The organism is Sulfurimonas sp. ST-27, from assembly GCF_048081595.1.
In the GTDB taxonomy this organism is placed as follows: Bacteria; Campylobacterota; Campylobacteria; order Campylobacterales; family Sulfurimonadaceae; genus Sulfurimonas; species Sulfurimonas hydrogeniphila.
In genome coordinates, this window is sequence record NZ_CP182226.1 from 588,656 (window position 1) to 610,885 (window position 22,230).

General features: G+C 38.7%; 20 protein-coding genes. 11 read left to right on the forward strand and 9 right to left on the reverse strand.

From position 1 onward, the window contains the following. Positions 1-8 precede the first annotated feature (8 nt). From ACM66U_RS03170 to ACM66U_RS03200, 7 genes are read left to right on the forward strand one after another with little or no spacing between them, the layout of a single operon-like run. Positions 9-2,414: a hybrid sensor histidine kinase/response regulator gene (locus ACM66U_RS03170; protein ID WP_346389478.1), complete on the forward strand. Its 2,406-nt coding sequence runs from the start codon at positions 9-11 to the stop codon at positions 2,412-2,414. Then, positions 2,414-2,908 carry a chemotaxis protein CheW gene (locus tag ACM66U_RS03175; RefSeq protein ID WP_151900859.1) on the forward strand — a complete coding sequence of 165 codons (495 nt, stop codon included), beginning with the start codon at positions 2,414-2,416 and terminating at the stop codon, positions 2,906-2,908. The genes ACM66U_RS03170 and ACM66U_RS03175 overlap by 1 nt, the downstream gene beginning before the upstream one ends. Positions 2,909-2,920: 12 nt before the next feature. After that, positions 2,921-4,027, forward strand: a complete 1,107-nt coding sequence (locus ACM66U_RS03180) for an MlaE family ABC transporter permease (RefSeq protein ID WP_151900858.1) — start codon at positions 2,921-2,923, stop codon at positions 4,025-4,027. After that, positions 4,027-4,761, forward strand: coding sequence for an ABC transporter ATP-binding protein (locus ACM66U_RS03185; RefSeq protein ID WP_346389480.1), 735 nt, complete (start codon positions 4,027-4,029; stop codon positions 4,759-4,761). Before ACM66U_RS03180 ends, ACM66U_RS03185 begins: the two co-directional genes overlap by 1 nt. Next, positions 4,758-5,720 (forward strand): MlaD family protein, encoded by a 963-nt coding sequence (locus ACM66U_RS03190; RefSeq protein ID WP_418641118.1) that lies wholly within the window; start codon positions 4,758-4,760, stop codon positions 5,718-5,720. The genes ACM66U_RS03185 and ACM66U_RS03190 overlap by 4 nt, the downstream gene beginning before the upstream one ends. Beyond that, positions 5,710-6,327, forward strand: coding sequence for an ABC-type transport auxiliary lipoprotein family protein (locus tag ACM66U_RS03195; RefSeq protein WP_418641119.1), 618 nt, complete (start codon positions 5,710-5,712; stop codon positions 6,325-6,327). The genes ACM66U_RS03190 and ACM66U_RS03195 overlap by 11 nt, the downstream gene beginning before the upstream one ends. Then, complete coding sequence (locus ACM66U_RS03200) at positions 6,317-7,603, forward strand: aminopeptidase P N-terminal domain-containing protein (RefSeq protein WP_418641120.1); 1,287 nt, start codon at positions 6,317-6,319, stop codon at positions 7,601-7,603. The genes ACM66U_RS03195 and ACM66U_RS03200 overlap by 11 nt, the downstream gene beginning before the upstream one ends. Here the strand turns inward: ACM66U_RS03200 and ACM66U_RS03205 are convergent. After that, the gene (locus tag ACM66U_RS03205) at positions 7,575-8,006 is read right to left on the reverse strand and encodes a hypothetical protein (protein WP_151900854.1); all 432 of its coding nucleotides are present in this window, start codon (positions 8,004-8,006) and stop codon (positions 7,575-7,577) included. The two genes, ACM66U_RS03200 and ACM66U_RS03205, sit on opposite strands and share 29 nt — an antisense overlap. A gap of 173 nt (positions 8,007-8,179) precedes the next feature. Between ACM66U_RS03205 and ACM66U_RS03210 the strand changes: the two genes are divergently transcribed. After that, positions 8,180-9,415 (forward strand): diguanylate cyclase, encoded by a 1,236-nt coding sequence (locus tag ACM66U_RS03210; RefSeq protein ID WP_418641121.1) that lies wholly within the window; start codon positions 8,180-8,182, stop codon positions 9,413-9,415. Here ACM66U_RS03210 and ACM66U_RS03215 read toward each other — a convergent pair. Genes ACM66U_RS03215 through ACM66U_RS03245 form a run of 7 tightly spaced genes read right to left on the reverse strand, consistent with a single transcriptional unit; the run spans position 9,412 to position 17,451 of the window. Next, entirely contained in the window at positions 9,412-9,759 is a 348-nt protein-coding gene (locus ACM66U_RS03215; protein ID WP_346389485.1) for a translation initiation factor, read from the reverse strand. The genes ACM66U_RS03210 and ACM66U_RS03215 overlap by 4 nt on opposite strands. Further along, the gene (locus ACM66U_RS03220) at positions 9,752-9,967 is read right to left on the reverse strand and encodes a DUF1653 domain-containing protein (RefSeq protein ID WP_151900851.1); all 216 of its coding nucleotides are present in this window, start codon (positions 9,965-9,967) and stop codon (positions 9,752-9,754) included. The genes ACM66U_RS03215 and ACM66U_RS03220 overlap by 8 nt, the downstream gene beginning before the upstream one ends. Then, entirely contained in the window at positions 9,967-10,815 is an 849-nt protein-coding gene (locus tag ACM66U_RS03225) for a DUF5718 family protein (RefSeq protein WP_418641122.1), read from the reverse strand. Before ACM66U_RS03225 ends, ACM66U_RS03220 begins: the two co-directional genes overlap by 1 nt. Before the next feature lie 2 nt (positions 10,816-10,817). Then, complete coding sequence (locus ACM66U_RS03230; protein WP_151900849.1) at positions 10,818-12,425, reverse strand: ABC-F family ATP-binding cassette domain-containing protein; 1,608 nt, start codon at positions 12,423-12,425, stop codon at positions 10,818-10,820. 47 nt (positions 12,426-12,472) lie between these two features. After that, positions 12,473-13,744, reverse strand: a complete 1,272-nt coding sequence (locus ACM66U_RS03235; protein WP_418641123.1) for a diguanylate cyclase — start codon at positions 13,742-13,744, stop codon at positions 12,473-12,475. After that, entirely contained in the window at positions 13,737-15,689 is a 1,953-nt protein-coding gene (locus ACM66U_RS03240) for an ATP-binding protein (RefSeq protein WP_418641124.1), read from the reverse strand. Before ACM66U_RS03240 ends, ACM66U_RS03235 begins: the two co-directional genes overlap by 8 nt. Beyond that, positions 15,679-17,451, reverse strand: a complete 1,773-nt coding sequence (locus ACM66U_RS03245; RefSeq protein WP_346389489.1) for a hypothetical protein — start codon at positions 17,449-17,451, stop codon at positions 15,679-15,681. Before ACM66U_RS03245 ends, ACM66U_RS03240 begins: the two co-directional genes overlap by 11 nt. 117 nt (positions 17,452-17,568) lie before the next feature. Between ACM66U_RS03245 and ACM66U_RS03250 the strand changes: the two genes are divergently transcribed. Continuing rightward, the gene (locus tag ACM66U_RS03250) at positions 17,569-17,934 is read left to right on the forward strand and encodes a GNAT family N-acetyltransferase (protein WP_346389490.1); all 366 of its coding nucleotides are present in this window, start codon (positions 17,569-17,571) and stop codon (positions 17,932-17,934) included. 209 nt (positions 17,935-18,143) lie between these two features. On the opposite strand, the gene ACM66U_RS03255 is transcribed toward ACM66U_RS03250, so the two are convergent. Further along, positions 18,144-18,488 (reverse strand): YchJ family protein, encoded by a 345-nt coding sequence (locus ACM66U_RS03255; RefSeq protein ID WP_151900844.1) that lies wholly within the window; start codon positions 18,486-18,488, stop codon positions 18,144-18,146. A gap of 338 nt (positions 18,489-18,826) precedes the next feature. On the opposite strand from ACM66U_RS03255, the gene pta reads away from it, so the two are divergent. After that, positions 18,827-20,911: a phosphate acetyltransferase gene (pta, locus tag ACM66U_RS03260; protein WP_418641125.1), complete on the forward strand. Its 2,085-nt coding sequence runs from the start codon at positions 18,827-18,829 to the stop codon at positions 20,909-20,911. Further along, complete coding sequence (locus ACM66U_RS03265) at positions 20,908-21,942, forward strand: acetate/propionate family kinase (protein WP_418641126.1); 1,035 nt, start codon at positions 20,908-20,910, stop codon at positions 21,940-21,942. Before pta ends, ACM66U_RS03265 begins: the two co-directional genes overlap by 4 nt. Positions 21,943-22,230: the final 288 nt, after the last annotated feature.

Sequence of the window (22,230 nt, forward strand, 5' to 3'; positions counted from 1 at the left end):
GTGTAAATATGGATGAATTTCAAGAGATACTGCAAGATTTTTTAGTTGAATCGTTTGAACTTGTTGAAAAGCTTGACGAAGATTTGGTCGAATTAGAATCCCGTCCGGATGATTTGGAATTGCTAAACGGGATATTTCGTGTCGCACACACCGTGAAAGGGGCTTCATCGTTTTTGAATTTTGACACCTTGACACATTTGACACATCATATGGAAGATGTGCTCAATAAAGCCCGTCATGGAGAGTTGAGTATCACTCCGGATGTTATGGATGTTATTCTGGAGTCTATTGACCTGATGAAAGCACTTTTGGAAAAAATCCGTGACACGAGCAGTGATGAAGGCATAGATGTGGCCGCCTGTGTCGCAAGACTTGACAAAATAAGTAACGGTGACCTTTCAGGACTTGCCGATGCAACAGCAGCACAGGAAAAAGAAGAACAAGAGCCTGCGGCAGCTGAAGAAGAGACTCAGGAAGAAGAACCGGACTATGACAATATGGACCCTGATGAGATAGAAGCTGAAATAGAAAGACTTTTGGCACAGCGCCAGGCCGAAGACAGAGCCAAAAGAGAAGCAAAAATAGCCGCGGGTGAAGAAGTGCCTGTAATGCCACCGGAACCAAATGAAGAAGAGCCGAAAAAAGAAGAAAAACAAGAGAAAAAAGAAGAAGCTCCAAAGGCACCGACTCCTGCTCCTGTTTCACAAAATAAAAAAGCATCGCAAAATGCTTCTGCTGAGGATCCAAAGGCGGCAGCACCGGCAAAACGTGCACCTGCTACGGTTGAGCAGACGATTCGTGTGGATGTCAAAAGACTTGACCATCTGATGAATCTGATCGGTGAACTTGTTTTGGCAAAAAACAGATTGATTAAAATCAATGATGATGTTGAAGAGCGTTATGAGGGAGAAGAATTTTTAGAAGAGCTCAACCAGGTTGTCTCTATTGTTTCTCTTGTAACGACTGATTTGCAAATTGCGGTTATGAAAACGCGTATGCTGCCAATAGGAAAAGTTTTTAACAAATTCCCTAGAATGATCCGGGATCTTTCCCGCGAACTCAACAAAAAGATTGAACTTGTTATCTCCGGTGAAGATACAGAGCTCGACAAATCAATTGTGGAAGAGATCGGGGATCCGCTTGTGCATATTATCCGTAACTCCTGTGACCATGGTATAGAGACGCCAGAAGAGCGTCTTGCAAAAGGAAAACCGGAAGAGGGTACGATTACACTCAAAGCCTATAATGAGGGCAATCAGATTGTGATTCAGATAGATGATGACGGAAAAGGGCTTGACCCGGAGATGCTTAAGCAAAAGTCGCTTGAAAAAGGCATCATCACTGAAAAAGAAGCAGAGCAGATGAGTGACAAAGAAGCTTACACACTTATCTTTAAACCGGGATTTTCAACAGCTGCAGCCGTGACAAGTGTATCCGGACGCGGTGTCGGGATGGATGTTGTCAAAACAAACATCGAAAAACTCAACGGTATCATAGATATTGACAGTGAAATAGACAAGGGTACTTCTATAAAACTGAAAATTCCACTGACTCTGGCAATTATTCAGGCACTTCTTGTGGGTGTTCAAGAAGAGCATTATGCCATTCCTTTAGCCTCTGTTCTTGAAACGGTCAGAATTTCAAAAGATGAAATATATACAGTAGAGGGACGTTCTGTAATGCGATTGCGTGATGATGTTCTTTCTTTGGTGCATATCGGAGATATTTTTGAAGTTGAGCGTATTTTGGATGCGAGTGAACATGCCTATGTTGTTGTTTTGGGACTCGGAACAAGCAAACTGGGGCTTATTGTAGATATTTTGGTAGGGCAGGAAGAGATTGTTATCAAATCTCTCGGTGAGTATCTCAAAGGTATTGAAGGGATTGCGGGAGCTACCATCCGCGGAGACGGAGGAGTGACACTTATCGTTGATGTTGTGGCGCTTATGGATATGGCCAAAGAGACAAAAGCCACGCAGATAAGCTCGTCAGATGAATCTGCGGTGAAAGAGAAAACAAAAGCGAGTGACTATACTGTTATGATCGTTGATGATTCCAAAACAGACAGAACGATTATGCGAAAAGCACTGGAACCTATGGGGATTACTCTTGTTGAAGCGAGTGACGGACAAGAAGCACTTAACCTTCTCAAATCAGGCGATCACAATATAGATGCAATGCTCATTGATATCGAAATGCCAAGGATGGACGGATATACACTTGCCTCGGAGATTAAAAAATACAACAGATATAAAAACCTTCCGCTTATAGCCGTAACATCAAGAACAAGTAAATCTGACCGTATGCGCGGGGTTGAATCAGGTATGGTTGAGTATATCACGAAACCTTATTCTGCCGACTATTTGGCAAGTGTTGTACAGAGAAATGTTAACTTTAAACCGGAGTTTTTATAATGAGTGATAAATTAAAAGATATTATTAACAAACAGGCTGAACAAAATGACAGTGTTGTTGATCAGCTCGATGATGTGGTACAACTTGTCGGATTTGTCATAGGGGATGAAGAGTATGCAGTACCTATTCTTTCCATTCAGGAGATTATCAAACCTTTTCCATGGACAAGAGTTCCGCAGGTGCCTAAGTATGTTTTGGGTGTGTTTAATCTTCGCGGTTCTGTTATTCCGCTTATAGATCTGCGTACAAAATTTGGACTGCCTCCTAAAAAACAGAGCGAAGATACACGCTTTATTGTTATGCGAAACGGCTCTGATGTGGCAGGATTTGTGATTGACAGACTCACAATGGCAATTCGCATTAAAAAAGAGAATGTGGGACCGCCGCCTGATACTGTCAACGGTGATGACACTATTATAGACGGTGTAGGAAAGCAGGCAGATAAAATTATTACTATTTTAAAAGTGAACAAACTTTTAGAAAGAGATTTTTAGCCTTTTTGTCTCATGCCTGAAAACCTACTGCGCACTACCATTGACAAAGAGAGTATTTCCCTTGAATTTTCAGGGGAATTGACACTCTACAATCTTCATCAAGCCCAAGAATTCATTGCAAAAATCGAGCTCTCAAATTTTAAAAAAATTACTGTTGATTTAAGAGATGCCCGCTATCTTGATACCGCCTTTGCTCTTTTTTTAGCTGACCTGCAAGAAGAGTACAATGTAAACACAGAGTGTACAAATACAAACTTTTTGCATACACTTGCATTGACCAAAGAGCATAAAAAAAAGCTCGATAAAAAATACAAACCTTTAAAAGAAAATATATTTGAGTGTATGGGAAAAACTTTTTATCGCTCCTACCTTTCATTTATCTCTTTTATGGAGTTTATCGGGAAGGTTTTTGTCTCTTTTTTGCTCTATTTCAAAAGTGTTAAAAATATCCGTATAAAAGAGATAGCCTTTGAAATCAATGAAAGTGCACTGCGTGCTCTTGGCATTGTAGCATTGACAAGTTTTCTGATTGGTTTGGTGACAGCCTATCAGGCTGCTTATCAGCTTCAGCGATACGGAGGCAATATTTTTATTGTGGATATGATGGGTATTTCTATATTCAGAGAACTTGCCCCCTTGATTACGGCAATAGTCATCGCAGGCAGAAGCGGTTCAGCCTATACGGCACAGATAGGGGCGATGAAAATCACACAGGAGATCGATGCTATGCGGACTATGGGCTTTGACCCATATACTTTTTTGGTTTTGCCAAGAATAGTTGCTCTTGTTGTTATGCTGCCGATACTCATTTTTGTAGCAGATATTATGGCTATGCTCGGAGGCATTATCGTTGCCGATTTGAGTCTGGACCTGCCGCCGGCACTTTTCATTGACAGACTGCAAGAGGTAGTGGCAATGAAACATTTTTATGTGGGACTTGTCAAAGGACCGTTTTTTGCATTTTTGATTGCTTCTATCGGTATTTACAGAGGGTTGATTGTCAAAGATGATACACAAAGTATAGGCTACAATACTACAAAAAGTGTTGTCGAGTCACTTTTTGCCGTAATTGTATGTGATGCGGTTTTTTCTATAGCCTTTACAAATCTGGGGATATAATGGAACTGATTAAAGTACGCGGTGTCAAAACAGTTTTTGGTGACAAAGTAGTGCATGACGGGCTCAATTTACATGTAAACGAAGGTGAAATTTACGGGCTTTTGGGACCAAGCGGCTGCGGAAAAACAACACTGCTGCGTGAAATGGTCATGCTACAGGAGTTTCACTCAGGAAGTATTGAGATTTTGGGACAGAAAATAGAGAGTATCAGTGAAAGCCAGGCACAGGAACTCAGGCGAAAATGGGGTGTATTGTTCCAGTTTGGTGCTCTTTTTTCTTCTTTGACTCTGGCGGAAAATATTGCGTTGGCGCTGCGGGAGTATGCAACACTCTCCCAAAAAATGATAGAAGAAATAGTGGCATTTAAACTTGATCTGGTAGGTTTGAAACCAAGTGATGCATTTTTGTATCCTTCGCAAATAAGCGGAGGTATGCGAAAAAAAGCGGGGATTGCCAGAGCTTTGGCAATGGATCCCAAACTGCTTTTTTTGGATGAACCTACAAGCGGACTTGATCCGATTTCTGCCAGAGAGTTCGATGAACTTATATTGCAGTTGCGTTCAATGCTGGGACTTACTATGGTAATTGTCACACATGATTTACATTCTATATATAATACTTTGGATAGAATGGCTATAATTGATAATAAAAAAATTGCCTATGAGGGCAGTTTAGAAGAGGTTACTTCTGTGAAGAATGATTTTATACAGACTTTTTTTAGAGATACAATATGAACAATAAAGTAAATTATACATTGATAGGGTTTGTCGTTTTGTTGGGAATGCTCAGCATACTCGGATTTGTTTACTGGATGCTCAAACCTGAAAAAGCAGAGGCGACACAAAAGTATATTATATATTTTAACGAATCGGTGTTGGGACTCAATCTTGATGCACCTGTGAAATACAAGGGTATAAAAGTAGGCAAAGTAATACGCTTGCGCATAAATCCGAAAAACACCGAACAGGTGGAGGTGACAGTCAGTATGCTAAAGACGACACCTGTCAAAGAAGATACGGTGGCAAAGCTTACTGCACAGGGCATTACCGGACTGAGTTATATAAATCTGACAGAGGGAAGCAATAATGCACCGCCGCTTACAGCAAAAAAAGGAGAAATGTATCCTGTAATCAAGTCAGCTCCTTCTTTTTTCGCAAATGTGGAACAGTCGCTGGATTCGGTCTCTGAACTGTTGCTTATGACGCTTGACAGAACCAATGAGCTGTTGAGTGAAAAAAACCAGGAACAGTTTTCTAGATTTTTACACGAGAGTGCTATGGTTATGGCAAAAATTGATACAATACTTGATGAAAAAACCATTGCACACCTGCAGGCAAGTGCGAAAAATATGGAACATATCACAGCTCAGATTGATAAAAGTATTCCCAATATGAATAGATTGGTTGCACACAGCATTGCATGGGAAAAGAAAATCAATGACTCTTTTTCGAGTATCAAACAAACATATCTGGAAATGGGACATATTATGAATGATATGGCAAAATCTTTTTCTGATGTACAGAATAACGTTGAAGATATTACAGTGCAGTCCGTACCGTTGATTAACAGCACTGTGACACAAATGCAACAGACATTGATAAATTTAGATGAGCTGTTAGAACATTATGACCGCAGTCCGAGTGATATTTTATATAAAAAAGAAAGATACAAAAGGGGACCTGGTGAAAAATAGATTATTAATTATATGGCTTACATGTATCGCGGTAATAACAATTACCGGATGCACATCGCCGACACCGGCGCAGAATCAGTACCGACTCAATATACAGCCAAAAGCAGTAAAAGTACAGACAGGCAAATGTCGGAAAAAAACACTCAAAGTAGAGCGCTCTTTTGGTGACAAACTCTATATGTCCTTGAAAATGTATTATGTAGAGGGAAAATATGCACAATACTCTTATGCCCAGTCAAGATGGGCGCAGACGCCAAATGATGCTCTAACATATGCTGTTACAGAGTATTTGCGAGATCTGAAGCTTTTTAAGAGTGTGCAAAGTGCAGAATCAAAAACAAAAAACGACTACAGACTGGAAATAAATATAGAAGATTTTATGCAGTATTTTGATGAAAACGAAAAAAATTCTTTTGTCAATGTTGTCATTACATGTAACCTGGTTGATGAAGCGAGTCATAAAACAGTAGCGACAAAAACTTTTTATTTTAAACAAAAAACTTTGTCAGATGATGCAAAAGGCGGGGTTGTTGCACTCAGCAATGCCTTGGATGAAATTTTAAAAGAGTGTGGTTTATGGCTGCAGGGAGTATGTCTTGATAAGTGAAAAAGAGTACAAACAAAGAAGAATACGTTTGGGACGTAAACTGAAGCCTTTGAGTGTAGCTGTCTTGTTGAGTGCAGAGCAAAAAACACGTTCCAATGATACACAATATCCATACCGACAAAACAGTAATTTTTACTATATGAGCGGTTTCACAGAAGACAATTCTGCTTTGGTTATTGTAAAAGATGCAAAAAAATTTCACACTTTTTTGTTTGTTGCCAAAAAAGACAAAATGCAGGAACTCTGGCATGGAAAAAGGCTGGGAAAAGAGAAAGCCAAAGAGCTTTTCATGGTGGATGATGTTTTTGAAATTGATGAGTTTGAAGAAAAACTTAAAGAGTTTACAGAAAATAAAAAACATATCTATCATGATTTCAAACTGGAATATGCAAAGGTTAAAATCTTAAAACGCTTTAAAAAAAGCATACAAAGTTATGAGAATCTGGCGACATATATTGGAAAAATGCGTCTCATAAAGTCAAAATCTGAAATTAAGCTTATTAAAAAAGCTATCAATATTACAAAAAAAGCACATCATAAAGCGATGAAATTGAGTGCGAAACTGCATTATGAGTATGAACTGCAGGCAAATTTAGAGTACATTTTTAAAAAAAACGGTGCCTACAGCGATGCTTATACCTCTATTGTAGCCTGTGGAAACTCTGCCAATACTTTGCATTATGTAAACAACGATAAAAAATTGATGCAAGGGGATCTGATACTCATAGATGCCGGATGTGAATACCGGTATTATGCAAGTGATATAACGCGCACAATTCCTGTCAGCGGAAGTTATACAAAAGCACAAAAAGAACTCTATGAAATGGTTTTACATGTACAAAAAGAGATTATAAAGATGATTTTCCCTGGCGTGTTCAAAAGTGTACTGCAGAAAAAATCCGAAGAGTTGCTGTGTCAGGGAATGATAGATTTGGGAATATTGCAGGGAGAACTCAAAAAACTGCTAAAAGAAAAAGCACACAAAAAATATTATCCGCACGGTATCGGACACTGGATGGGGCTCGATGTGCATGATGAATGTCCCTATAAAAAACCAAACGGCAAAGAGATTCCGCTGCAACCCGGTATGGTTATGACCATAGAACCCGGTATTTACCTTGATGCAGCAGATATAAGTATTCCTAAAAAGTACAGAGGTACAGGCATAAGAATTGAAGACAATATTTTAGTTACGAAAAACGGCTGTGAAAATCTCTCTTCACATATTGCAAAAGAGATAGAGGAAATTACTCGTAAGAGTAACTCCAGCCGGTGAGATTCTCTTTTTTTGCTTCATCAAAGGCATCTGAATCTGCCAGGAAATCCATGACATGCATTACTGTATAGGGAATACTTTTTTGATCCTCCGGCTTTACCAGTAACATAGGCATGGGGGTGTCTTGTGCCTTGCTGAGTGCAAAACCCACTGGCATAAGCTGACTCATGAGTTCTGCAGGTTTGCCTATTTTATGTTCCTGCAAAAATTTTTCCAGTACGGCATCCTGAATATCTTTTGGCAGTGCTTCTTCTGTATTTAAAAAGAGTGTAAAGTGAATGGGTGTCTGTTTGAAATGATCCGGTGCCGGTGCCGCCATAATGATGTACTCTACATTTTTTAAATGCTCTTTTATCTGTTGTCTGTTGAGATATCGGTCTGTTTTTATTGCCTGGGCTTTCATGATTGCTCTTTTTTTATGACAAAATGTCAGTTTTTAAATTTGTTTGGAATTTTAACATATAAGAGGGGGAAGAACAAGAAAAAAAACAGTCGGTACTTCAGTGCGGGATGGCAATATCTATAAAGATTATGGTACAAAATATGCTTAATTATTTGTATCAAAGAAGGATATATATGCAGTTTATCGAAGCACTTAAACTTAGAAGCAAGCTTTTTTTTCTTTTTCTTTTGATTACTGTCGGGCTGTTCGCTCTTGGCTTCATAGGAACAAACTATGTCAATGCAATGAAAAAAAATATGGATTCTTTGTACTTTGGTTCTTTGATACCTGTAACAGAATTGAATGAGATAGTCAAAACATACAGTTACGATCTGGCAGCTACTGTTTACAAGGTGCGTAGAGATGAAATCAGCCCCAGTGAGGCAGCTTTTAAAATAGAAACATCTTTAAAATATATCAATAAAAAATGGCAAAGTTATAAGTCTCATTTTAAGACAGAAGAGGAATTGTATTATCTCGAATATGCTGATTTGGAGATTAATCGTGCCAATAATTATTTTTCCAAAGTTCTAAAAGCCGTGAAAGCTTCCAAAAATTTGGCGCATATATCAATAACAACACTTGAAAAAAAAGTTGAGACAATTCATAATGTTTTGGAAAAACTGATCAATTATGAAGTCAATATGGCGAATTATGAGAGAAAGAAGTTTTTATATACCTATGATTCAATTTTGCTAAAAATTGGTACTTCACTCGGACTTATTATTGTGGGACTGCTGATAATTCTTTTTTATGTATTTGAGAGTATTCAAAAAGATCAGACAAGACTTGAAATTGCAGCGAAGAAACTTAAACTTGTCAATAAAAAGCTTGAAAATGCCTCTTATACAGATTCTTTGACAAATCTTCACAACAGAAGATATTTTAATTTCATTTATGAAAGAGAAGTCAAACGTGCAAAACGAAATAAAGCCTATATTACATTTATGATGCTTGATATTGACTATTTTAAACAATATAATGACACTTATGGACATCTGGCAGGAGATGAAGCACTTAAAAGTGTTGCAAAAGTTTTAAAAGAGACACTCAAACGACCGGGAGACTATGTTTTTAGACTTGGCGGTGAAGAGTTTGGAGTACTTATGAGTGATACGAGTGAGACAAACAGTGCAAATATTGCCCGGGAAATCTGCAATGCTGTAAGAGGCCTTGAAATAAAACATGAAGCTTCAAAAGTACATGAGTATCTTACACTCTCTATTGGAGTCGTTTGTTGTGTAGCAGATGAAGCGCTGGATGAAGATGTATTGATTTCACGGTCTGATGAAATGCTTTATGAAGCAAAAGAGGCCGGAAGAGACAGGTATATAATCACATCCAATGCCTCAAAAGCAAAAATTGCCTAGTGTCCGTTTTTGAAACGAAATTTTTCTTCAGTTAAAAGCGGGCGAAGCTTTTCTTTTATATCTCCCTGAAATTCCATCCAGTTTTCTTTAAGAGTGCCTCCGCAACCAAGCTTTTTTTTCAGTAATTTTAAGAGGAGTGCCAGTTCATTTTTTGGTCTGTGAAATTCTCCAACCAGTGTAACTGTTTTGCCTCTGCGTTTTTCTTTTTTAAAAAGTAAAAAATGTTTCGCGGGTTCTTCCGTAATGTTTGAAGTTTTTGGAGGGCCGGGATTATGAACTTCAGCCCAGCTGTCATCATCTATACTCGCACCGATAAAGAGATCGATTTTTTTCCCTCTACTCATTTTTTTCTCCAAGATAGCGAAATCGTGGTTGCATACAGCCATTGACAGATACAGTTTCAAAAAACATACTGTAAGGCCGTACCCAGAGTCCTTCGTCTCCATACAGGGCGCGATAAAGAACCATAAGCTCTTCTGTTTCAGAGTGCCTTACGGTATCAATCACTTGATACCTTTTACCTTTGTAGTGTTCATAAATACCTGTTTTCATCAGCAAACGCTCTGTGCCAAAATACTCATCTGTTCTTGTGTGTAATTTTTATCATGAAGCGTATCTGTGACATCGTGCAGGGAGTATGTTTTGTGATTATAAAGAACAACAAATATTTCATCCCCTTTTTGTAAAAAAGTAGTTTCTCCATAGGGCGTATATCGTGTAGCCCCTATGCTGATAAGCGCTTTTTTGGGGTAGTTACATGTAACTGTATAACTTTTTAAATCTTCCAGCGGTCCAAAATCTTTTTGGGTATTTATCTGTTTGCATATCCATTGTGTGAGTTTTTCATAAAAGTAGCTGTAACCGCTAAGTGCTACATTTTCGCCATAGGGATGCAAGGCATCATTGCGACGTAAAAAACTGCAGATGCTGAAGTCATCCATTACGCCGCCCTCTTCAAATTTGTCAATTGAAATGAGTTGCGAAGCAAATCCCTTGGAGTTTTGTCCCCAGTTTTTTTTGTCACTGATTTTTTTGGCACCGCTGACACGAATAGAGCAGTCGTTATATGCACCGAAATATTTTGGTTCAATAGCCGTGATTTGTCCGTTTTGATAGGTCAGTTCACACAAAAGTCCTACTTCGGGTTCTGCCTGGACATTGACATCTTCTTTTGGCAGTTGTATCAGTGCAGAAGAAAGCGGATAGGTGAAAAGTATCTCACGCGGACGAGAAGTCTCTTTCTTTTTTTCACAGGGCAGGTAGAAAGGAAAAAGCCCTTTTGGCGCGGCCTCATCCTCTGTTACAATATTTCTGAACTCTTCAAGCTCTCCGGCCTGGGCAAGGTGCAGGGCAAAATTGCCGGCGATTCCAAGACCCAAATACTCTTCGTATTTTTTCATTTTCAGAGTGTTCCGGCTTCTTTGGCAGCAGCAAACTCTTCATAGCTTCCCTGAAAGTCGGTATAGGTATGATCATCATGCAGTTCTATGATGCGTGTGGCAAAAGCGTCAAGAAGTTCACGGTCATGCGAGACACAGATAACATTGCCCTTAAACTCATGCAGTGCTTCACCAAGGGCAACAATCGCTTCAAGATCAAGGTGGTTGGTCGGTTCATCAAGCACCAGGAAGTTACCACCCTCAAGCATCATCTTGCTAAGCATCATTCGGTGTTTTTCTCCCCCCGAAATCGCTTCGACATTTTTCTCCTGCTGCTCTCCGTTAAAAAGCATTCTTCCGAGACAGTTTCTGATTTCTGATATTTCCCGTTTAGGATCAAAGGCACGCAGCCAGTCATAAAGTGTGCCGTCGCCTTTGATAATGTCCGCTGTATCCTGTGGAAAATAGGAAGATTCAATTGTTGCTCCCCAGGTTACAGTACCGCCACAGCTTGGTTTGAGCTCTTCCATAATTATTTTTACAAGTGTTGTTTTTCCTACACCGTTGCCGCCGATAATGGCGATTTTTTCACCCGGATTTACTTTAAAAGTAACATCTTTTAAGACTTCATTGTCTCCGTATGAATGACAGATATGCTCAACATTTAAGGCTTCGTCTCCCATGACTCTTTTTGGTTTGAAAACGATAGAAGGATCACGGCGGGATGACGGTTTAATCTCTTCTATATTTAATTTTTCAAGCTGTTTTTGTCTTGAAGTTGCCTGTTTTGCTTTTGATGCATTGGCGCTGAATCGACGAACAAAAGCTTCTAGCTGCTCTTTTTCTTTGAGTTTTTTTGCATTGTCGAGTTCCATCTGTTTTGCCATGACATTCGCCGCAATATACCAGTCGTCATAGGTGCCGGTAAACTCTCGGATTTTTTGGTAATCAACATCAAGAATGTTTGTGACTACTGCATTGAGAAAATGTCTGTCATGCGAGATGACAACCATCGTTCCCTCATGTCTTTTGAGTTCGTTTTCAAGCCAGCTGATTGTTTCAATATCAAGGTTGTTGGTCGGTTCATCCAAAAACAATACATCAGGCTTTGGATATAAAACCTGCGCCAAAAGAACTTTGAATTTGTCAGCAGAGTCAAGTGTGCTCATCAGTTCATTGTGCTTTTCAGCCGCAATTCCGACATTTTCCAGGATTTTTGCAATGTTTACATCGTATTCATAGGTCGGGTCTTCTTCCACACAGATAGTTTCAAGTTCAGCAAGACGGTTGTTGACAGCATCGTCTTCAAAATCACCGGACATATAAATTTCTTCTTTTTCTTTGATAGCATCATACAAGCGTCTGTTTCCGTATAAAACAGCATCCATAATTGTAAAGTCTTCATAAGCATACTGGTTTTGTCCCAAAACGCCGACTTTGTTTTGTTTTGGAATGATGACTTCCCCGTCATATTCATTGATTTGACCTGAAAGAATTTTCAAAAATGTTGTTTTACCGGCTCCGTTTGCTCCGATAAGACCGTATCTTTTGTGACGGTCTAGTTTTAAGTTTATGTCTTGAAAAAGCACTCTGTTTCCAAAGCGCATTGTTAAGTTTTGTACTGTTACCATATTGTTTAGCCTAGTTAATATTTTTCGCGATTATATCTAAAATATGGTTAAAAAAAGACTACCCGGTTGCGCCCGGAAGCTTTTGCCTCGTATAAAGCCTGATCAACGCGTTTTAAGAGTGATGTTTCCTTTTCTCCGTTTATGTACTCTGTAACGCCAATACTTACTGTGATTTTTTCTACATGTTCAAAAGGATGTTCTTCTACACTTTTACGTATTTTTTGGGCAAGTTCCATAGCCTGTTGTGTATTTGTATGGGGGGCCAGCAGCATAAACTCTTCACCGCCCCATCGTCCGAAACTGTCCGTTTTTCTTATGGTTTGCAAAACAATACGACTCAACTCCTGCAAAATATAATCGCCCACATCATGTCCATAGGTGTCATTGACATTCTTAAATTTGTCTATGTCAAGCATAAGAAGGCTGAAAACTTCACCGTAGCGTTTTGTTCTTTTTATTTCATCTTCTATAAGTGTTGACATTTTATATCGATTATACAGACCTGTAAGCGCATCTTTGGTTGCAAGTTTTTGAAGTTCTTTTTCCAGGGCAACCCGTTGTGTTATATCACGGCTTGTGGAGACAAAGTAGCGCACTTTTCCATCTTTGTCTTTTATGGGAGAGATGATTTTTTCATCATAGTACAGACTTCCGTCTTTTCTTCTGTTGATTAAAGTATTCTGGTAGGTTTTCCCGTCCAAAACAGTTTTCCATAAATTACCATAAAACTTTTTTGAATGTTCTCCTGATTTGAGTATACGGTTGCTTTTTCCTATAAGTTCATTCTCTTCATATTGCGTATTCTCGGTTGCAGCAGGATTTACATAAATGATTTTTCCGTCAACATCTGTAATCTGTACCATTTCATGCATCTGTTCCACAGCCTGTGAAAGAAGTTTTAGCTTCTCTTCGCTCTCTTTGAGCTGCTGCGCCGCTCTTTCATTTTGTATGCGTTGTATAAGAGTTTTTAATTTTTCATTCACAGCATCCAAATCTACCGGTTTGAGAATGTAGCCGTCTATTCCAAGGTTAATGGCTTTGTGTAAAAATTCACTGTCATTGTGGGCTGTTATGAGCATAATAAGTTGGGAAGGATTGATTTTTTTGATGGCTTCAGCCATCTCGAGTCCACTCATTTTTGGCATACGGATATCTGAAATAACAATATCCGGATGGTGCTTTTTGTACAAAGACAGCCCCTCTTCTCCATTTTTTGCAATATAAAGCTTAGTGCAAAAACGCTGCAAAAAGCGTGAGAGCATCTCTCTTACATGTACTTCATCTTCCACATACAATATAGTAATATCATTCTTACTCATCAAAGTCTATCCTAAATTCTGCACCTTCGCCGGTGTTTTTTACGCTCAGTTTTGCGTTCATATTTTCTTCAATCATCATTTTAGACATATACAGACCCATTCCTGTTCCTTTGCCCTGTTCTTTTGTCGTAAAGTAGGGCTCAAAAACCCTGTCTATAACCTCTGGAGTGATTCCGCCACCATTATCACGTACTATTACTGTATGATTCTTTAAAATAATTGTAATTTTAGCGTCACTGATATTTCTTTCAAGCAAAACATCTTTTGCATTGTTTATAAGGTTTAAAATAACCTGCTGCAGTTCATTTTTGTACCCGACTGTTTCAAAATCTTCACCAAGGAGTGTAACTTTGATGTTGTTGTTTTGCAGTTGCGCTGTTTGAATAGAGAGAACTCTTTGTACCGCTTCTTTTACACTGAAGCGTTCCTGTGTTTTGTCAACCCGGTAGAAATTTCTAAAATCGTCAATGGTATCGGACATAAACTGAATTACTTTTTTTGTTGATTTTATGAAGTCATCAAGGTACTCTTTTGTAATTAATCCGTCTTCATAATCGTATTTGAGATTTTGAACGGCTATGCTTATCTCGTTAAGCGGTTGCCTCCACTGATGGGCAATGGCGCCTATCATCTCTCCCATGGAGGCAAGTTTACTCTGCTGTTGGAGTGTTTCAAGCTGTTTGATATTTTCATTTGTTTTTTCTTTCACCAGTTGTTCGAGTGTTTCATTGAGTTTGTTAAGTTCTTCTGTGCGTTCTTTGACTTTTTTCTCGACATCTTTTTTTGACTCTTCTAACTTTTGAAGCATAATCTGCAGAGAGTCTGCCAACTCTTCGATTTCATCATGCGTATGAATAGTATTGAAGTCAATGTTGTTTTTTGACGTATCATCGGCAATGGCTTTTGCAGCCTGGGTGATTTTACTGAGCGGTGTAATAAGCCGGCGGACAAGTATAAGTGAGATCAAAGCAATAAGCAGGGAGACTAACAAACTGTAAAGAGCAAGTGAGCGAATAAAATTTTCATAGTCTTTTTGTAAAAAACTGCTTGTAGATGTCAGTGCAATGTATATGAATTTATCTTTTGTATAGTGAAGTGTTGTATAGGTAAACAATATATCGTCTTTATAATAACTCTGTTTACTCAGATCAAAATCATAATCAAGCCTGTAGTCTTTGTGCCCAAACACATATCCGAATGTTTTGCTTTGGTCCTTATTGTAAATATAGTATTTGTTTTTGTCTGCAAGATAGATGTTTTTAGGGCTGTTTTTGTCATCATATTGTTTAATCACCCGAAAAAGTTTATTGATATTTGCATTGATGATGAGCATACCAAAGAGTTTTTTGTCAATATATATTGGTAAAGAGATGCGAATAGTCGGCGTAAGCGGATAGGAAAGCTGTCCATACTCTTCATTGAGTGTTATATCTGAGACAGAAACCTCTTCCGGATGGAGTTTTATTGTTTCTTGAAAGTATTTTTTTGCTGCTTTGTCTTGCAAAAGACTCTTTTTCTGAATATGTACTCCCTGTTTGTCTTTATATGTGACAAGGAGTTCCCAACCGGTTTTATATAAAAGACGGATGTTGAAATAGGCATCGTTGTGCGATAAAAGAGCGATAAAGTTTTTTTCAAGAGAAGACTCTATTCCTTCTAAAGTTCTGTTTGTTTTTTTATCATAATTGTAAGGATTGTAAAATGCCCGCGAATATGCTGCAACATCTTCATTTTTTGAGAGAACTTTTGCATCATAAATAACCTGTTGGATGTCATTGTGAATACTTTCTTTGTTTTGTTTGAGCTCAAAGTTGAGATGTTCAAGGGAATTCTCTTTTGAATACTGCATCATAAGAGAAAAAGATAAAAAGACAATCACAAGTATTCCGACCGTGGCAATAATAAAAGTGCCGATGGCAACCTTTGTTGAGAGACTAATGCGCATAGGTACTGTCTTTGAGAATTTGTTGTGCGAGTTTGTTTGTTGCCTCTAAGACACTAAAAACATCTGAAGGTGTTTTGTTCTTTGGTGTTTTTTGTGAGAGCGCAGTTGTATGCTCTTGTATATTATAGTAAACGCGCAGTTCTGAAACAGTCCCGCTGATGAGGCGCAAGGCATTATATACAGAGTTTGGTGTGATGATTTTGTCACGCGGAATAGTAAGTGTTGCTGAGTTGAGATTGCCTCTTTTTTTGATTTTTGTAAGTGTCTGCATGAGTTGCAGACTTTGCATAAAGACATCAGAGGGAGCTTTTGATTCATACTTTAGCAAAGGAACAAGTATCTGTTTTTGCGTCAAATGATAACTGACAGTCTGGATGTTTTTGTAGAGTTTGACAGCAAGAATATAGGTCTCATTCGGAGTATACTCCTGGTTTAAAATTGTATCAAGTTCATACGATATTTTCCATAAGAGATTATAAACATCAGAAGGTGTCTTGTCCTGGTATATTTTTTTCTCGAGGTAGTTTCTGTAGGAGATAAAATTATAATTATATTTTTTTGTATTGTAAACAAGGTTGATTTCATCATCAAGTCGTAAAATGAGTTCATATACCTCACTTGGTGTTATTTTTGTATTTGGTGCATCAGGGATTTGTGAGGGGTAAAATCCTTCGAGTGATTTTAGTTTTGCTGTTTTTTCCAAATCTTCAAGTCCCTTAACATAGACATAAATAGGCTCAAGTCCATAGACATACGGTACTTTTTTTGCTTTGAGCTGGATGCCTCTTCTCTCTTTGATTCGCATAATTTTATGCAAAATATATTCGCTGAGTGCATAAACTTCATTAGGTGTTTTGGTAAGTGATTTTTGTGGATACTGATTGAGCGGATGAGAAAAATCAAAAGCAGGCAGAAGTGCTTTTGCATACTCAAGATTTTGGACGACATCCGAAGGTGTCTTTTTTGTTTGGAGTTTTTTTGGTGGAAAGCTTCTTTCTATTCCCAAACGGCGAGAGAGTCTGTTAAGCTCTGCTTTGACGGTTTGCAGAGAGTCATATACTTCTGTGGGAGAGATGACTTTGTGCTTGGCTTTTGGTACAGGTACGGGCGTCATCCAGAGTTTTTTTTCAACTTCACTTATCTTTTTTATCAAATCTATTGAGGCATAGAGTGCATGATTCGGATGAAGGTTTGGTCGTTTTGGCGGCATTTTTACATCACTGTACTCTCTTTGTGAAGAGCGTAAAAATTCAATACGCTCAAGAATCTGCTGTGACTGGATATAAACATCACTTGGGGTAAATCCCTGTCCCAGCAACTCATCAAAACCAAGAGAAACTGTCCAGAGTACCTGGTAAACATCACTCGGTGTTTTGTCTTTGTACTGTTTGTAAGCAAAGTACTTTTTTTGGTTTTTGAGCAGGTAGTGAATCTCTTCTTTTAGTCGTATGACATTGTTATATACATCCTGCGGGGTAATTTTTCTTGGAGGAACAGGCGGAATGGCAATAGGACCAAAGTTGTGTATTTCTCTGTATTTGTTTACTTTTGTCAACACTTCAAGTGTTTTTTGAATAACATGCCGCGGCAGTTTGTTATGTTGCTGTTCAACCTCTTTAAGTGGTTTTGTGATGCCGTTTTCTTTGCGCAGTTCTTCAACCATCTGTTTGAGCACAATAGACTGAGAATAGACATCAGAAGGTGTTTTTACCGAAGCGTATAAAAATATCCCAAAGAGTAAAAAAAGCTGTATAAATTTCATATTCTTCCCGTTTTCTTTTCATTATAGAACAGAAAACTTTTGTACTTTCTTAAATACACATTTGAGCGTTAAAAGTACGGGTTTCTTTAGCTTCTTATTATGTGCTACAATAACATTATGCAAATAAGAGAAATGACACTCAAAGAACTTTATCCCGTGTATGACCTGGTAAAACAGCTTTACACAGAGCTGAGCTACGATGAATTTGAAGACCTTATATACGATATGCGACACATGGAATATAAGATGTTCGGTATTCTGGAACGCGGTGAACTGGTATGCTACGGAGGTGCAGCGGTGCAGACAAGCCTCTGCCATAAAAGACATCTCTATGTTTTTGATTTGGTCACGGATGAAAAATATCGTGAAAAAGGTTATGCAAAAATGATGCTGGAGTATCTGCAGGATTATGCCAAAACTGCCGCCTGCGAAAAACTTGTACTCTCCTTCAAATGGCAAGGAAAAAATGTTATTCAAGTGTAAAAATTTGGTTTTTTTCTGCAGTGCCGACTGTTTGTTGCTTTCCTGCCATGCTCGCCCGCACTGAAGTACGGGTTCCAAAAAAAAACTGTTGTTGCTTTCCTGCCACTCTCAGCCCACTCTGAAGGATGGGTCCCTTTGTATTTTGGAATCGGTACTTTAGTGCCGACTTTGTGTCTTAACTGTGTAAAACCTGCATAACAAACAAATATTCAGCCACAGCACTTTTTGTATTTTTTGCCGCTTCCGCAGGGACAGCTGATATTTCGCTCTATTTTGGAGTTGTAAAGTGTTCCGTCTTTATATTTCCATTGGCCATCTTTCTGCACAAAAAAACTTTTTTCATGCAGTACATGTAAGGTGTCGTTTTCTTTGTAATAGGCTTTAAACTCGACCGTATCTGCCGTTACATGTAACACATCAAGCCTCAGCCACTCTAATGCAGGCGTATGTCGCAAATCTTCAACTGTCTGTGAAACAGAAGTGTGTGCCAAATATTCCCAGTCTTTTTTTACAAATGCCTCATATCTGCTTATCATTAACTCTTTTGGTGTCATAAGGTTCCGTTTTTTAGATAGAATTATACTGTATATTGAACCATTTCAGAACTCAGACTTTTATAGCCTTGAGAGTCGGCACTAAAGTACCGATTCCGAGATACAACGGGACCCAGACTGCAAGCTTATAATCTTGTTCGGAACCCGTACTTAAGTGCGGGCGAGAGTGACAGGGAAGTAACAGCAGTCGGCACTGCAGAAAAAAATTTAGTTTTTTTCACAAGTCATGCTTTAGCATAGAAAGTACCGATTCCGAAATACAAAGGGACCCAGACTTCAGTCTGGGCTGGCATGGATTGAAAGCTTATAAACTTGTTCGTAAGCAAAAAGGTAAAAACATGAAAATAAAATCACTCTATATTGCCGCACAGGAAAAAAATGCAGGGACACTTTTTGTCTCTATGGGTATGATGGAAATACTCAAGCGTAAACTGCATCGTGTCGCTTTTTTTCGCCCGATAATCTTTGACAAAAACATACGTGACGGTGATATAGACTTTATTTTGCAGCGTTATAATCTCGATATAGACTATGCAGCATGTTATGGTTTTGACATTAAAGAAGTCGAAGAGATGATTTCTAAAAAAGAGGACAATCTTCTGATAACCCGTCTTATAGACAAATTCAAAAAGCTTGAACGTGAGTATGATTTTGTACTGTGTGAAGGGATTCGGCGTTCTTTTTTAACCTCGACCATCAGTTATGATTTAAATGTCAAAATCGCCCAAAATTTTGCTGCACCCGTGATAAGCGTCATTAAAGCCGACAGTGCCACAACAAAAGAGATATATGAAAATGTTTTGATTGAAAATGAGTATCTGACTTCTGAGGGATGTACCCATTTTGCCACTTTTGTGAACCGTGTCAATGATGAAAAGTACAAGCAACTGCAAAAAATGTTTGAAAAAGTGCCTTATACAATTTATCTTTTAAAAGAGGTAGAGGAATTGAACTTGCCTACTATTGAAGATGTGATAGAGACGCTTGGCGCAAAAAAGATACTGCTTGAGAGCTATGACCATACCAGAGTGATAAGAAATGTCAAAGTTGCAGCATTGACACTCGATAATTTTTTAGAACATATCGAAGAAGAAGATTTGGTCATTGTTCCCGCTGACAGATCTGATATTATTTTAGGGCTTTTTGGGGCTTTGCACTCTTCAGGTTATCCGAATATTGCTGCGATTATTTTTCCTTTTAGCATGAAGCTTAATAAAAATATTCAAAAGCTCATAGAAGGGCTAAACAGCTTCAAAGTGCCTATACTCTGTGTCGATACCGATACTTTTGAAACAGCAAGAGATGTCATGAAAGTGCACTCAAGACTGCGTGCTCATTCTGAGAGAAAAATCGCACTTGCTTTGGGACTTTTTAACAGCAGTGTGGATATAAAAAGCATAGAAGAAAAGATAGCAACAGCCTACAGTGATATTATGACACCGCAGATGTTTGAATACAAACTTTTTTACATGGCGTCGCAAAATAAAAAAAGAATCGTGTTGCCCGAATCAAGTGATGAACGCATTTTAAGGGCAGCAGAAATAATTTTAAGAAGAGGGGTCGCAGAGATTATTTTTATAGGTGATGAAGAAGAACTCAAAGGGCGTTATCTGCGTTTGGGGCTTGATTTATCCGCGGCAACTGTAGTCAATCATCTCTCATCCCCATTGATAGAAAAGTTTACGGATGTTTTTTACGAGCTGAGAAAACACAAGGGCATCACAAAAGAGGCAGCCAAAGATGCAATGTTGCATGTGAACTATTTTGCCACAATGATGGTACAACTCGGTTATGCCGACGGTATGGTCAGTGGTGCTATTCATGCAACGGCAGATACCATTCGTCCCGCTTTGCAGATTATAAAAACAAAACCGGAATTTTCTGTTGTTTCAAGTGTCTTTTTTATGTGTCTTAAAACAAAGGTGCTTGTGTACGGTGACTGTGCAATCAATCAGGACCCGGACGCGCAAACGCTCGCAGAAATCGCCATTGCATCGGCGCAAAGTGCAAAAATGTTCGGTATTGAGCCAAAAATTGCCATGCTTTCATACTCGACGGGAGAGAGCGGGCACGGCTCTGATGTTGACAAAGTAAGAACTGCCACAAAAATTGTACGCCAAAAGCGACCGGATTTACTTGTAGAAGGGCCTATTCAGTATGATGCGGCAATTGACAAAGAGGTGGCAAAAATCAAACTGCCGAACTCAAAAGTGGCAGGGAAGGCGACGGTATTTGTATTTCCTGATTTAAACACAGGCAACAATACCTATAAAGCCGTACAACGCTCAAGCGGAGCGATTGCCATAGGACCGGTCTTGCAGGGACTCAATAAGCCGGTAAATGATTTGAGCCGAGGCTGTCTGGTGGAGGATATTGTCAATACCGTAGCTATTACGGCTATTCAAGCGGGGGAAAACCAATGAGAGTTGCAGTAATCAATGCCGGAAGTTCTTCTTTAAAATTCAAACTTTTTGCAATGCCGGGTGCAAAAATTTTGCAAAGCGAGCTTGTAGAACATATAGGCGAGCCAAATTCGCCTGTAGCAAACCATTTTGAGGCGATAGAGTCTTTACATGTAAACTTTGCGGAGATTGATGCAGTAGGGCACAGAGTAGTTCACGGTGGTGAGCAGTTTAGAGCTTCTGTTCTTATAGATGATGAGGTTATGCAGGCTATAAGTGATTTAATTCCTTTGGCACCTTTGCATAATCCGGCAAATCTTGAAGGTATAAAAGTCGTTCGTCACTATGCGCCAAACATCCCTCAAATAGCTGTTTTTGATACGGCGTTTCATGCAACACTGAAAAAAGAGGCATTTTTATATGCACTTCCCCATGAGCTGTATGAAAAACATCAAATCCGCCGTTATGGTTTTCACGGGACGTCTCATGCCTATTTACTGCAACAAGCGGCATTATTGCTTGGAAAAAAAGCAGAAGATACAAACATTATAAGCTTGCATCTTGGAAACGGAGCAAGTGCCTGTGCTGTTAAAAACGGGAAAAGCTGCGATACTTCTATGGGATTTACTCCGCTTGAAGGGCTTGTGATGGGAACAAGGAGCGGTGACATTGACCCGGCTATTGTTTTATATCTGCAAGAAGCGTTACATGTAAAGCCGAATGAAATAGATGAAATGCTCAATAAAAAGTCAGGACTGCTTGGTTTGTGCGGCGAAAATGATGTACGAAAGATACAAAACCGCAAAGATGATGCGGCAAAACTGGCACTCGACATTATGGTGCGACGGATTCAAAAGTATATAGGTGCATATATGGTGTTGCTTGAGGATGTGGATGCCATAATATTCAGCGGCGGTATAGGCGAAAATTCTGCATATGTTCGAGAAGCGGTTATGAATAATAAAATACTTAAAAATATAAAATCATTAGTGATAAAAACAGATGAAGAGTTGCAAATAGTAAACGAGTGTTTGGAAGTTTTAAAAAGATAGAAAAATCATACAGGCATAAAAGCCTGCATAAAAGGGGTGTGAGGTTAACTACTAAAGAGGAGTTACGTTCTCTTTCTTAGACTATTTTTCAGAATGTCTATTTTTAGGGGTTTTTCCATTAAAATACCTATTTTTAGGGGTTTGAAGAATACCCAAGTAAACAAAAATAACTTAAAATAAAATAGAAAAATGTTGTCCTAACTTGTATTTTGTTGTCCTTTTAGATATTATTGTTGTCCTAATGTTGTCCTGAAATGAGAAGTCAATTTTAGCATATAAATGAAGATA

What these genes read in the sequence shown, in the direction of transcription:
- pta (WP_418641125.1), top strand. Translation starts at nt 18,827, where the DNA reads ATGAAAATAAAATCACTCTATATTGCCGCACAGGAAAAAAATGCAGGG.
- ACM66U_RS03235 (WP_418641123.1), bottom strand. Translation starts at nt 13,744, where the DNA reads ATGAGTAAGAATGATATTACTATATTGTATGTGGAAGATGAAGTACAT.
- ACM66U_RS03240 (WP_418641124.1), bottom strand. Translation starts at nt 15,689, where the DNA reads ATGCGCATTAGTCTCTCAACAAAGGTTGCCATCGGCACTTTTATTATT.
- ACM66U_RS03180 (WP_151900858.1), top strand. Translation starts at nt 2,921, where the DNA reads ATGCCTGAAAACCTACTGCGCACTACCATTGACAAAGAGAGTATTTCC.
- ACM66U_RS03170 (WP_346389478.1), top strand. Translation starts at nt 9, where the DNA reads ATGGATGAATTTCAAGAGATACTGCAAGATTTTTTAGTTGAATCGTTT.
- ACM66U_RS03245 (WP_346389489.1), bottom strand. Translation starts at nt 17,451, where the DNA reads ATGAAATTTATACAGCTTTTTTTACTCTTTGGGATATTTTTATACGCT.
- ACM66U_RS03215 (WP_346389485.1), bottom strand. Translation starts at nt 9,759, where the DNA reads ATGAGTAGAGGGAAAAAAATCGATCTCTTTATCGGTGCGAGTATAGAT.
- ACM66U_RS03175 (WP_151900859.1), top strand. Translation starts at nt 2,414, where the DNA reads ATGAGTGATAAATTAAAAGATATTATTAACAAACAGGCTGAACAAAAT.
- ACM66U_RS03190 (WP_418641118.1), top strand. Translation starts at nt 4,758, where the DNA reads ATGAACAATAAAGTAAATTATACATTGATAGGGTTTGTCGTTTTGTTG.
- ACM66U_RS03265 (WP_418641126.1), top strand. Translation starts at nt 20,908, where the DNA reads ATGAGAGTTGCAGTAATCAATGCCGGAAGTTCTTCTTTAAAATTCAAA.
- ACM66U_RS03220 (WP_151900851.1), bottom strand. Translation starts at nt 9,967, where the DNA reads ATGAAAACAGGTATTTATGAACACTACAAAGGTAAAAGGTATCAAGTG.
- ACM66U_RS03250 (WP_346389490.1), top strand. Translation starts at nt 17,569, where the DNA reads ATGCAAATAAGAGAAATGACACTCAAAGAACTTTATCCCGTGTATGAC.
- ACM66U_RS03185 (WP_346389480.1), top strand. Translation starts at nt 4,027, where the DNA reads ATGGAACTGATTAAAGTACGCGGTGTCAAAACAGTTTTTGGTGACAAA.
- ACM66U_RS03205 (WP_151900854.1), bottom strand. Translation starts at nt 8,006, where the DNA reads ATGAAAGCCCAGGCAATAAAAACAGACCGATATCTCAACAGACAACAG.
- ACM66U_RS03255 (WP_151900844.1), bottom strand. Translation starts at nt 18,488, where the DNA reads ATGACACCAAAAGAGTTAATGATAAGCAGATATGAGGCATTTGTAAAA.
- ACM66U_RS03225 (WP_418641122.1), bottom strand. Translation starts at nt 10,815, where the DNA reads ATGAAAAAATACGAAGAGTATTTGGGTCTTGGAATCGCCGGCAATTTT.
- ACM66U_RS03210 (WP_418641121.1), top strand. Translation starts at nt 8,180, where the DNA reads ATGCAGTTTATCGAAGCACTTAAACTTAGAAGCAAGCTTTTTTTTCTT.
- ACM66U_RS03230 (WP_151900849.1), bottom strand. Translation starts at nt 12,425, where the DNA reads ATGGTAACAGTACAAAACTTAACAATGCGCTTTGGAAACAGAGTGCTT.